This is a genomic window from Microbacterium sp., from assembly GCF_041909575.1.
Taxonomy (GTDB): Bacteria; Actinomycetota; Actinomycetes; order Actinomycetales; family Microbacteriaceae; genus Microbacterium.
Map to the genome: position 1 here is coordinate 1 of NZ_JAYRDE010000096.1, position 11,683 is coordinate 11,683.

The following is an 11,683-nucleotide window of genomic DNA, read 5'->3' on the forward strand; positions in this document are numbered from 1 at the left end:
CTCGCGGCGCGACGTCGACGGTGAGGGGCAGTGCCCCGATCGGGTCGCCGTCGGCGTAGGCGGTGACGCCGGGCGAGGCCAGCCGCACCGACCGCACGCGCCTCATGGCGACCTCCGGCACGGTGGCGTGCGTTCCGCGGTACACGCGGGGCAGCAGTCGCAGCAGGCGCGCCCGGCCTGCCGGCCGGACCAGCACGAGGTCCAGCAGGCCGTCGGCGGGGTCGGCGTCGGGACAGATGGGGATGCCGCCGCCATACGTGCGGCCGTTGCCCACGGTCGCCATCACGAGGTCCCCGCTCACCTGCTCGCGCCCGCCGTCGGCGGTCTCGAACTCGATCTCGTACGGCATTCCGGCGAGGGTGAGGAACTCGAGCAGGATCGCGATGGTGTAGCGCGACCCGCCGCGCGGCCACGTCATGGCGTTGGCGCGGTCGTTGACCTTCGAGTCGAAGCCGCTGGCGAGCACCGTGGCGAAGTACTCGCTGGTGCCGTCGGCGCGCACGACGCGGGCGAGATCGATATCGCGTGTCACACCTGCGGCGATCGCGTCGGCGGCGGCTGCGGCATCCAGCTCGCGCAGTCCCAGAGTCGCGGCGAAGTCGTTGCCCGTCCCCGCCGGGATGATGCCGAGCGGGATGCCGGTGCCGGCGACCTCCTGGATCGCGAGCCGGACGGTTCCGTCGCCGCCTGCGACCGCGACGGCGTCGACGCCCGCCTCGATCGCCGCGCGCAGCAGCTCCGACGACTCCGCCGCGCTGCCGCCGCTGATGAGCGCGGTGCGGACGCCGTGCGCGCGCAGCCTCTCGGCGGCGTGCGTCGCCGCACCCGTGTGGGCACCTGCTCGTGCGGCGGGATTGACCAGGAGTGCGACGTTCACCGGCGGTCGTCGCCGTCGGGTGCGGATGCCTCGGACGGGATGAGCACGCCCGGGTTCATGATGCCGCGGGGGTCGACCACGCGCTTCACCGCGCGCAGCACCTCGATGCCGAGCGGGCCGATCTCGGCCTCTAGGTACGGACGATGGTCGCGGCCGACGGCGTGGTGATGCGTGATCGTGCCCCGGGCGTCGACGATCGCGCGGGACGCCGCATCCTTCGCCTGCGCCCACTGGGCCTGCGGATCGTCGGTCAGCGCGGCGACGACGGTGAAGTAGAGGGAGGCGCCCGCCGGGTACACGTGCGAGATGTGGCACAGCACGATCGGCTTGGTTCCCGACGCGGTGAGCGCCGCCGAGAGCGCCGCGGTCACCGCCGACTTGAGCTCGGGGAGCGCTGACCACGTGGCCGCGGTCTCGAGCGTCTCGGCGAGGACCCCGGCATCCATGAGGGTGTCGCGCAGGGCCGGGGATGCGAAGCGCCCGCGCTCCCATGATCTCGCCGGGTCCTCGCCGCGGGACTTCGCACCGTGGCGGGTGAGCACGCGGTCGAGGTCGTCCCGGATGCGCTCGGCCTCGGGGATGTCCGCACCTTCGAACGTGGCGAGGGCGAGGCATCCGCTCAGCCGCGTCAGGTGACCGCCCATCGCGGCGTTGACGCGCGTCTCGGTCTCGTCGCTGAGGCGCAGGACGGTGGGACGGATGCCGCGCTGCGTCGCCTCGCGGAACGCGGCCGCCCCCGACGCGAAGTCGGGGAAGGTCCAGGCGCCGTAGACCGTCGCGGCCGGCCGGGGGCGGATGCGCACGGTGACCTCCGTGAGGACTCCGAACGCGCCCTCGGAGCCGACGAACAGCTGGCGGAGGTCCGGGCCGGCGGCGCTCGCCGGCGCGCGCCCGAGCGACAGCTCGCCGGCGGGTGACGCGACGCGCAGTGCGTGGACGAGGTCGTCGAAGCGCCCGTAGCCGCGGGATGCCTGCCCGCTCGAGCGGGTCGCCGCGTAGCCGCCGAGGGACGCGTGGAGGAAGCTCTGCGGGAAGTGCCCGAGCGTGTAGCCGCGCGCGCCGAGCAGCTCTTCGGCCTGCGGCCCGGTCGTGCCGGCGCCGAAGGTCGCCAGGAGCGAGATCTCGTCGAGATCGAGGAGCGCCGCCGTGCGCTCCAGGTCGACCGCGATCACCGCGCGGTGGGGGCCGGTCTCGGGATCGACGCCGCCGACGACGGAGGTCCCGCCGCCGAAGGGCACCACCGCGAGGCGGCGCTCGTCGCAGACGGCGAGGATCGCGGCGACCTCGTCGTGCGAGGCGGGGGAGACGACCGCGTCGGGTGCCGACTGGGGCTCGTCGAGTCGGCGACGGAGGAGGTCGGGCGTGCTCTTGCCCCCGAGGTGGAGCATGCGCACAGCGTCGGCGGTCGAGGCGTGCGCGGCGCCGACGATCGCTCCCAGGGCCGCGAGGTCGGCGTCGTCGAGCCGGGAGGGCGTGAGCACCGGCGCCGTGCGGCGCGGCACCGGGTGGGCCTTCCCCGGGACGAGGGTGGCGAGGAGCGCCTTCGCCCCGGCCGGAAGGCGTGCGGGCTCGGTGCCCCAGGCATCCCACTCCGACCGGGCGACCGGCGTGGGAACGGCGAGCGGGCGGGGAGGTCCGGAGTGCGCCGTCGCAGTCATGGCGACAGTATGACACATTATGTATGGTTGTCACATGGCCGACGGCGTCTCCGACACCGAGACCGCGCTCCTGGACGCGGCGCTCGCCGAGGTGCTCGCCCACGGCATCCGGCGCACCACGGCCTCCGACATCGCCCGCCGGGCGGGAGTCTCGCGGCAGACGCTCTACCGCTACTGGCCCGATGCGCAGGCGATCTTCGCGGCACTGGTGACGCGCGAGCTCCTCGCCGTGCTTCCGGCATCCGCTCCCGAGCCGCAGTCGATCGACGACCTCGTGGCACTGCTCGCCGGGACTGCCGACAGCGTGCGGCGGCTGCCGCTGGTCGATCGCCTGCGCGACACCGACCCCGAGCTCTTCGCGCGCTACATCCTGGACCGGCTCGGCACGAGCCAGCGCGTCATCGTCGCCGAGACGGCCCGGCGACTGCGCGCCGGCCAGCGCGCGGGCTACGTGCGCGCCGGCGACCCCGAGCGGCTCGCGGCGATGGTGCTGCTGATCGCCCAGTCCGCGGTGCAGTCGGCTCCGCTCGTGGCCGAATGGCTGCCGGACGACGCCTGGCGCGCTGAGCTCGCCGCCGCGCTGCGCGGGTACCTCGGGACGGGGGCGGCATGAGGACCGTCGGGCGCACGCCGCATCCGTCCGCCCTCAGCGCGGCGCGCCGCACGCGGGAGCTCGAGGCGCTCGCCGAGGGCCCCCCGCTGGACGTGCTCGTCATCGGCGGCGGCGTGACGGGCGCCGGGATCGCACTGGATGCCGCGGCTCGCGGCCTGCGCACGGCTCTGGTCGAGCGTCACGACCTCGCGCATGGCACGAGCCGCTGGAGTTCGAAGCTGGTGCACGGCGGGCTGCGCTACCTCGCGACCGGACAGGTCGGGATCGCGCACGAGAGCGCCGCCGAGCGCCACCTCCTCATGACCCGCATCGCTCCGCACCTCACGCGGGCGCTCGCGCAGGTCGTCCCGCTGTACGCCCCCGGACACCTCCCGCGAGGCGCCGTCGTGGGCGTGGGATACAGCCTCGGCGACGGACTGCGGCGCGTCGTCGGCACGCCGGGCGCCGTGCTCGGCCCGCCCGCTCCGATCGGGCGCGACGAGACCCTGCGGCTGGTTCCCGCCGTCTCGCCGCGCGGGCTGCGCGGCGGCGTGCGCGGCTGGGACGGGCAGCTCATCGACGACGCGCGGCTGGTCGTCGCGATCGCGCGCACGGCGGCCGGGTACGGGGCATCCGTCCTCACGCGCGTCGAGGCGGTCTCCGCCACGGGCGACGGCGCGACGCTGCGCGACGGGGTGACCGGCCAGGCGCTGTCTGTGCGGGCGCGCGCGGTGGTCAGCGCGGCCGGCGTGTGGGCGGGAGAGCTCGACGGCGACGTGGGCCTGCGACCGAGCCGCGGCACCCACCTCGTGGTGTCGGCCGCGCGGCTCGGTGGGTCGGACGCCTCGCTGACGGTGCCCGTGCCCGGATCGTCGAGTCGATTCGTGTTCACGGTTCCGGCGCCCCACGGCCGTGCGTACATCGGGCTGACCGACGTGCCCGCGGACGGACCGCTGCCCGAGGTCGCCCACGCCACCGAGACGGAGATCGACTCGCTCCTCGCGACGATGAACACCGTGCTCGAGCGCCCGCTCGCCCGCGAGGACGTGCTGGCGACCTTCGCGGGGCTGCGGCCGCTGCTCTCGGGCGCGGGAGCGGATGCCGGCGACACGAGCGACCTCTCGCGACGGCACGCGATCCTCGAGTCCTCGACGGGCCTGCTCAGCGTCGTGGGCGGCAAGCTGACCACTTATCGGCGGATGGCGGAAGACGCGGTGGATGCCGTCATCCGGCGCGATCCCTCGTTTCCGGCCCGGCCCTCCGGCACGCGCGCCCTCCCGCTCGTGGGCGCGTGGCCGCGGGAGCGCTCAGGCGAGATCGCCGCCGCGCCCCGGCTCGTGCGCCGCTACGGCGCCGAGGCTCCTTTCGCGGCGTCGCTGCCCGACGGGCCGGCGGCCGCGCAGGGCGTGACCGCGCAGGAGCTGCAGTGGGGCGTCGAGGTCGAGGGGGCGCTCGGCATCGACGATCTGCTCGACCGGCGCACGCGCCTGGGGCTGGTCGCGCGCGATCGTGACGAGTCGGTGGATGCCGCCACCGCCGCCTTCGAACGGGCCGGCCTGACGCCCGTCTGAGCCGTCGTGCCGATGTGGCAGGAATCCGCAGAACGACGTCCGATCGCCGCCAGCTCGAGGTGCGCACGGCGCGCGAGACTGGGTGGATGACCTCGACCGATGCCGTCCCCTCTCCACCGCGAGGCGGGCTCGGCGTGGTGCAGGGCACCGCCCTCTACATCGCGTCGGTGCTCGGCACCGGGCTGCTCGTGCTCCCGGGGCTCGCCGCCGAGGCGGCCGGGCCGGCCAGCATCGTGGCGGTGCTCGCGGTGATCGCGCTCTCGATCCCGCTCGCCGGCACCTTCGCCGTGCTGGCTGCCCGCTATCCGGACCCGGGCGGCGTCGCGAGCTACGTGCGGCGCGCGCTCGGCGGCACGACGGCGCGCATGACGGGGTACTGGTTCATGTTCGGGGTGTGCGCGGGTGCGCCGGTCGTGGCCGTGCTCGGCGCCGAGTACGTCGTGGCGGTGGCGGGCATCGACCGCGCCGCGGTCCCCGTCATCGCCCTCGCGATCCTGGCACCGCCGTTCGCCGCGAACGCCTTCGGGGTGCGCGTCGCCGGCTGGGTGCAGTTCGTGCTCACGGCGCTGCTCCTCGCGGTCGTCGTGGGCGTCGTGGCGCTCGCGGCGCCGGCGGTCGAGCCCGCGAACTTCACCCCCTTCCTCCCCGAAGGCTGGGGCGGGGTCGGCACCGCGATCAGCCTCTTCGTCTGGGCGTTCGCGGGGTGGGAGGTCGGCACGCACATCTCCGGCGAGTTCCGCGACCCCCGCCGCGCGATCCCGATCGGCACCGCGATCGCGCTCGTGGTGACCGGCGCGTGCTACCTGGTGCTGCAGATCGTCACCGTGGGTGCGCTCGGCGACGCCGCCGGCGATGGGGCCGTTCCGCTGCTCGAGCTCGCACGCCTCGGCTCGACCGGGTTCGGCGCGGTCGCCGTGGGGATGATCGCCGCCATCGTGGCGCTGGGCGTCATGAACGCCTATCTCGCCGCGTTCGCGAAGCTCGGGGCATCCCTCGCCTCCAACGGCGACCTGCCGCGCTGGTTCGCCGCCGGTGCCGAGTCGGGCGGGGTCCCGCGGCGCGCACTGGCTCTCACGGGCGTCGTGGTGCTGGCCTACTTCTCGCTCATGGTGTGGTCGGGACTCGAGCTGACCCCGTTCATCCTCGTTCACACGAGCAGCATGGTCGCGATCTACGCCGTGGGGATGGTCGCCGCCGTGCGGCTGCTGCGTCGCGGCACGCTCGGGTGGTGGATGGCCCTCGTCGCGGCGGTGCTGTGCGCGGGCATGCTCGTGCTCGCGGCCGGATCACTGCTGCCCGCGGCGATCCTCGCGGCCGCCGCGGTCGCCGTCACCCTCGTCCGGCGCACCCGCCGCGGACGGACGGAGACGACGACGGCCCTGGAAGCCGAGACTCCCAGGGCCGACGTCGCGAGCTGACGGCTAGAGCGTCAGCGCCTTCTTCATGATCTCGGCCTGCTCGGCCGCGTGGACCTTGGGCGAGCCGGTCGCGGTGGAGGCGGCCGCGGCGCGCGACACACGGCGGACGGTGCGTCCGTGGAGGTGCTTGCTCACCTCGAGCGCGATGAACGGCCACGCGCCCTGGTTCTCGGGCTCGTCCTGCACCCACACCAGTTCGGCGTTCGGGTACTGGTCGATGACCGCGTTGAGCTCCTCGACGGGCGACGGGTAGAACTGCTCGAGACGCACGAGGGCGATCTCGGGGTTCGGGTTCTTCTCGAGCTCCGCGCGCAGATCCCAGTGGATCTTGCCCGCGTGCAGGAGGACCCGCTTGACCGCGCCCTTGTCGAGGCCGCGCCCGTCGTCGAGGACCGGCTCGAACCGCCCGGTGAGGAAGTCCTCGACCGGACTCGTGGCACCGCGCAGGCGCAGCATCGCCTTGGGGGTGAACACCACGAGCGGCCGGCGCGGGCGGGCGTAGGCCTGGCGGCGCAGCAGGTGGAAGTACGAGGCCGGCGTCGACGGACGCGCCACGGTCATGTTGTCCTGCGCGCACATCTGCAGGTACCGCTCGATGCGGGTGGACGAGTGGTCGGGTCCCTGGCCCTCGTAGCCGTGGGGGAGGAGCAGGGCCACGCTGGACTGCTGTCCCCACTTCTGGTCGGCGGAGGAGATGAACTCGTCGATGACCGACTGGGCGCCGTTGGCGAAGTCGCCGAACTGGGCCTCCCAGAGCACCAGGGAGTCGGCCCGCTCGACGGAGTAGCCGTACTCGAACGCCATCGCGGCGTACTCGCTCAGCAGCGAGTCGTACACCCAGAAGCGGCCCTGATCGGCGGCGAGGTTCGCGAGCGGGATCCACTCCTGGCCGTTGGCGCGGTCATGGAGGACCGAGTGGCGCTGCACGAAGGTGCCACGGCGGGCGTCCTGTCCGGCGAGGCGCACGTTGGTCTTCTCGAGCAGCAGCGAGCCGAACGCGAGCAGCTCGCCGAAGCTCCAGTCGATCTGGCCGTTGCGGCTCATGTCGAGGCGCTTGTCCAGCAGCTGCTGCAGCTTGGCGTGCACCGTGAAACCCTCGGGCTTGTTGACGAACGCGTCGCCGATGAGGTTGACGACCTCGCGGGCGACACCGGTCGTCTCGGGCTCGCCCACCGCGGGCGTCTCGTCCGCGGCATCCGCTTCGATCACCGGCGAGGAGCCGGTCTCGGCGGCATGCGTCTCGGCGAAGGCGATCTCGAGGCGGTTCTGGAAGTCCTGCTTGGCCTTCTCGTACTCCTCCTCGGTGATGTCGCCACGACCGACGAGAGCCTCGGTGTAGAGGCGTCGCACCGAGCGCTTGGCCTCGATGAGGTTCGTCATGAGGGGCTGCGTCATCGACGGGTCGTCGCCCTCGTTGTGACCACGGCGGCGGTAGCAGACCAGATCGATCACCACGTCGCGGTGGAAGCGCTCGCGGTAGGCGAACGCCAGCTGCGAGACGCGCGTGACCGCCTCGGGGTCGTCGCCGTTCACGTGGAAGATCGGCGCCTGGATCGTCTTGGCGACGTCGGTCGCGTAGACCGAGGAGCGCGCATCGATCGGCGTGGTCGTGAAGCCGACCTGGTTGTTGACGACGACGTGCACGGTGCCGCCGGTGCGGTAGCCGCGCAGCTGCGACATCTGGAGCGTCTCGACCACGACGCCCTGGCCTGCGAAGGCGGCGTCGCCGTGCACGAGGATCGGCAGCCACGAGAACGTGCCGATCGGCTTGCGGTCCTGCTTCGCGCGCACGATGCCCTCGAGCACGCCGTCGACGGTCTCGAGGTGCGACGGGTTCGCGGCGAGGTAGACGGGAAGCTGCTCACCGTGGTCGGCGACGAAGGTGCCCTCGGTGCCGAGGTGGTACTTGACGTCGCCGGAGCCGCGCTTCGAGCCGATCGCGACCGAGCCCTCGAACTCGCGGAACACCTGGCCGTACGTCTTGCCGGCGATGTTGGTCAGCACGTTGAGGCGGCCGCGGTGGGCCATGCCGATCGCCGCGCCGTCGAGCCCCGCCTCTGCGGCACCCTGGAGGATCTCGTCGAGCAGCGGGATCAGCGACTCGCCGCCCTCGAGGCTGAAGCGCTTCTGGCCGACGTACTTCGTCTGGAGGAACGTCTCGAAGGCCTCGGCCTGGTTGAGCTTGTCGAGGATGCGCAGCTGCTCGGCGTGGCCGGGCTTCTGGTACTTGAGCTCGACGTTCTCCTGGAACCACCGGCGCTGCTCGGGATCCTGGATGTGCATGTACTCGATGCCGATCGTGCGGCAGTACGAGTCGCGGAGGACGCCGAGGATGTCGCGCAGCTTCATCGTGCGCTTGCCGCCGAAGCCGCCGGTGACGAACTCGCGATCGAGGTCCCAGAACGTCAGTCCGTGCTGCTCGATCTCGAGGTCGGGGTGCGTGCGCTGCACGTACTCCAGCGGGTCGATGTCGGCCATGAGGTGGCCGCGCACCCGGAAGGAGTTGATGAGCTCCTGCACGCGGGCCTGCTTGTCGACGCGCTCGGCGAGGTCGACGTTGATGTCGGCGGCCCAGTGGATCGGCGCGTACGGGATGCGCAGCGCGGCGAAGATGTCGTCGTAGAAGTTGCGCTGGCCGATGAGCAGCTCGTGCACCTTCTTGAGGAACTCGCCCGAGCCGGCACCCTGGATGACGCGGTGGTCGTACGTGCTCGTGAGCGTGATCGTCTTGCCGATCGCCAGCTCGTTGAGCGTCTTGTCGCTCGCGCCCTGGAACTCGGCGGGGTACTCCAGCGCCCCGGCGCCGACGATGCAGCCCTGGCCCTTCATGAGGCGCGGCACGGAGTGCACGGTGCCGATGCCGCCCGGGTTGGTGAGCGAGATCGTGGTGCCCTGGAAGTCGGCCGCCGTCAGCTTGTTGTTGCGGGCGCGCGTGACCAGGTCCTCGTAGGTGGTCAGGTACTCGCCGAAGGTGAGCTGGTCGGCGCGCTTGATGCTGGGCACCAGCAGCGCACGCGTGCCGTCGGGCTTGGGGAGGTCGATCGCGATGCCGAGGTTGATGTGCGCGGGCGCGACGACCGACGGCTTGCCGTCGATCTCGGCGTAGAAGACGTTCTGGCTCGGGAACTCCTTGAGCGCCCGGATGATGGCCCAGCCGATGAGGTGCGTGAAGCTGACCTTGCCACCGCGCGTGCGGGACATGTGGTTGTTGATGACGATGCGGTTGTCGATCATCAGCTTGGCCGGAACCGTGCGAACGCTCGTGGCCGTCGGGACGGTCAGCGACTCGTCCATGTTGGCGGCGAGCGTCTTGGGCATGCCGCGCAGGACGGTCACCTTGTCCTCGCCGCTCTCCGGCGCCTCGGACGGCAGCGACTTCGGCGCCTGCGCCGGGATCGGCTGGGGCGCGGCCGGGCGTGCCGTCGTGCGCGCGACGGGCTGCGCTCCGATGACCGGAACGGGGGCGGTGACCGGACGCGGCTCGTCGCCGGGCGAGGCTGTCGCGGTCGGCGCGGCGCCCTCCGACACCTGCTGCGTCGGCGCCGGCGGCACGGACGTGTCGCCGGCCTCGTCGACGGGATGGTAGGCCTCCAGGACCGGCCACCAGGCCTTGTCCACGGAGTTCCTGTCGATCTTGAACTGCTCGTACAGCTCGTCGACGAGCCACTCGTTGGCTCCGAACTCTCCTTCGTTCGAAACCCCGACGCCCGTCACCTGGCTCGACACGCTGGATCGCCTGCTTTCATCGGTGAAGATCTGGAGACGCACGAGGGTGCTGAAGCCCCTCCCGCACGACTCTCAAGCCTAACCCAGTCTGGGCCGCCGAATCCGGGCCCCACCGCGCCCCGCCTGGGAGATTGCACATCAACACCCGTACAGGAACTGTCACTACCCTTGGCGGATATGGAGTTCTACGGCGCCCAGCCCGATGTCGATCTGACGTATTCCGATGTCTTCCTCGTCCCGCGCCGCTCGTCGGTCACCAGCCGCCTCGACGTCGATCTGTCGCCCGGCGACGGCACGACCGCGACGATCCCGCTCGTCTCGGCGAACATGAACTCCGTCACCGGCGCCCGGCTCGCCGCCACGCTCGCGCGCCGCGGCGGCCTCGGCGTCCTGCCGCAGGACATGCCCCTGCAGGAGCTGGATGCCGCGATCCGCTGGGTCAAGTCGCAGCCCGTGCCGTGGGACACCCCGATCGTGCTGCCGCCCGAGGCGACGGTCGCCGACGCCGCCCGGCTGCTGCCGGCGACCGACGGTCACGGGATCGTGGTGGCCGATGCCTCGTCCGGCCATGTCGACATCGCCGACATCCTGGGCATCGTCCCGGCGACGCGCCTGGGCACGGCGCTGCCCGACGCGCGTCTGGGCGACCTGGCACGCGGGCGTGCGGCATCCGTCGACGCCGTCGACATCGAGAGCGCGCGTCACGCCTTCGACGTCATCGTGGCCGCCGGCGCCGAGACCGTCTGCGTCGTCGACCACGGACACCTCGTCGGCACGCTGTCGCGCCGCAGCGCGTTGCGCTCGACGCTGTACCGACCCGCCGTCGACGCGTCCGGCCGCCTGATCGTCGCGGCAGCGGTCGGGATCAACGGCGATGTCGCCGCCAAGGCCCGGGCGCTCGCCGCCGCGGGCGTGGACGTGCTGGTCGTCGACACCGCCCACGGCCACCAGGAGGGGATGCTGCGCGCGCTGCGCGCGGTCGCCGACCTCGACCTCGGCATCCCGATCGCCGCGGGCAACATCGTCACCGCCGAGGGCGTGCACGACCTCGTGACCGCGGGTGCGAGCATCCTCAAGGTCGGTGTCGGCCCCGGCGCCATGTGCACCACCCGCATGATGACCGCCGTCGGTCGCCCGCAGTTCTCGGCCGTGCTCGAGACCGCCGACGCCGCCCGCATCATGGGTGCCCACGTGTGGGCCGACGGCGGCGTGCGCTACCCCCGCGACGTCGCGCTCGCGCTCGCGGCGGGAGCGGCATCCGTCATGATCGGCTCGTGGTTCGCCGGCACCATCGAGGCGCCCGGCGAACTCCAGGTCGACGCCGCCGGGCGCTCGTACAAGGAGTCGTGGGGCATGGCCTCGACCAAGGCCGTGCACGAGCGGTTCGGGCGCCTCGACCCGTACGAGCTCGCGCGCAAGGAGCTCTTCGCCGAGGGCATCTCGTCGTCGAAGATCTACCTCGATCCGCTGCGCCCCGGCCTCGAGGACCTGCTCGACATGATCACGTCCGGCGTGCGCTCGTCGTTCACGTACGCCGGCGCCGCGACGGTCCCCGAGTTCCACGACCGTGCCCGCGTCGGCCTGCAGTCCGCCGCCGGCTACGAGGAGGGCAAGGCGCTGCCGGTCAGCTGGTAGCCCGGCGCCCTCAGGTCGACCGCGGTCCCGGACCGGCGTGGTCACGGAGTGCCGCTGCCACGACACCGCCTCGCCCGCGGCGATCGGTCGTCGATGCCGCCGAATGACGCCGGAGCTGCCGCTGGAGGGTTCGCCGCGACCCGAACCACTCCCGTGCCGCGGCCCGCTGGGGAGGAGCCGCCAGCGGCGCGGCTTCCGCCGAAATG

At 72.7% G+C, this 11,683-nt stretch carries 7 protein-coding genes; 4 read left to right on the forward strand and 3 right to left on the reverse strand.

The window, feature by feature from the left end:
* Both ACE3O1_RS12245 and ACE3O1_RS12250 read right to left on the reverse strand, forming a co-directional pair.
* Positions 1-877, reverse strand: an 877-nt coding sequence (locus tag ACE3O1_RS12245) for a diacylglycerol kinase (RefSeq protein ID WP_374315420.1), incomplete at its 3' end; no start/stop codon positions are given.
* Complete coding sequence (locus ACE3O1_RS12250) at positions 874-2,535, reverse strand: FAD-binding oxidoreductase (RefSeq protein ID WP_374315422.1); 1,662 nt, start codon at positions 2,533-2,535, stop codon at positions 874-876. The genes ACE3O1_RS12245 and ACE3O1_RS12250, both read right to left, overlap by 4 nt.
* 34 nt (positions 2,536-2,569) lie before the next feature.
* Between ACE3O1_RS12250 and ACE3O1_RS12255 the strand changes: the two genes are divergently transcribed.
* The 3 genes from ACE3O1_RS12255 (at position 2,570) to ACE3O1_RS12265 (ending at position 6,116) form a co-directional block, all read left to right on the forward strand.
* Positions 2,570-3,148: a TetR/AcrR family transcriptional regulator gene (locus tag ACE3O1_RS12255; protein WP_374315424.1), complete on the forward strand. Its 579-nt coding sequence runs from the start codon at positions 2,570-2,572 to the stop codon at positions 3,146-3,148.
* On the forward strand, positions 3,145-4,698 hold the full coding sequence (locus ACE3O1_RS12260; protein ID WP_374315426.1) for an FAD-dependent oxidoreductase: 1,554 nt from the start codon (positions 3,145-3,147) through the stop codon (positions 4,696-4,698). Before ACE3O1_RS12255 ends, ACE3O1_RS12260 begins: the two co-directional genes overlap by 4 nt.
* A gap of 86 nt (positions 4,699-4,784) precedes the next feature.
* Positions 4,785-6,116: an APC family permease gene (locus tag ACE3O1_RS12265; RefSeq protein ID WP_374315428.1), complete on the forward strand. Its 1,332-nt coding sequence runs from the start codon at positions 4,785-4,787 to the stop codon at positions 6,114-6,116.
* A 3-nt stretch (positions 6,117-6,119) separates the two neighbouring features.
* On the opposite strand, the gene ACE3O1_RS12270 is transcribed toward ACE3O1_RS12265, so the two are convergent.
* Entirely contained in the window at positions 6,120-9,842 is a 3,723-nt protein-coding gene (locus ACE3O1_RS12270; protein ID WP_374315430.1) for a multifunctional oxoglutarate decarboxylase/oxoglutarate dehydrogenase thiamine pyrophosphate-binding subunit/dihydrolipoyllysine-residue succinyltransferase subunit, read from the reverse strand.
* Between the two features lie 177 nt (positions 9,843-10,019).
* Here ACE3O1_RS12270 and ACE3O1_RS12275 point away from each other — a divergent pair, with 177 nt between their 5' ends.
* Positions 10,020-11,477: a GuaB1 family IMP dehydrogenase-related protein gene (locus tag ACE3O1_RS12275; protein ID WP_374315432.1), complete on the forward strand. Its 1,458-nt coding sequence runs from the start codon at positions 10,020-10,022 to the stop codon at positions 11,475-11,477.
* Positions 11,478-11,683 lie beyond the last annotated feature (206 nt).

Bases quoted from the DNA above. Each gene is read 5' to 3' on its own strand.
- ACE3O1_RS12250 (WP_374315422.1), bottom strand. From the start codon at position 2,535: ATGACTGCGACGGCGCACTCCGGACCTCCCCGCCCGCTCGCCGTTCCC.
- ACE3O1_RS12255 (WP_374315424.1), top strand. From the start codon at position 2,570: ATGGCCGACGGCGTCTCCGACACCGAGACCGCGCTCCTGGACGCGGCG.
- ACE3O1_RS12260 (WP_374315426.1), top strand. From the start codon at position 3,145: ATGAGGACCGTCGGGCGCACGCCGCATCCGTCCGCCCTCAGCGCGGCG.
- ACE3O1_RS12265 (WP_374315428.1), top strand. From the start codon at position 4,785: ATGACCTCGACCGATGCCGTCCCCTCTCCACCGCGAGGCGGGCTCGGC.
- ACE3O1_RS12275 (WP_374315432.1), top strand. From the start codon at position 10,020: ATGGAGTTCTACGGCGCCCAGCCCGATGTCGATCTGACGTATTCCGAT.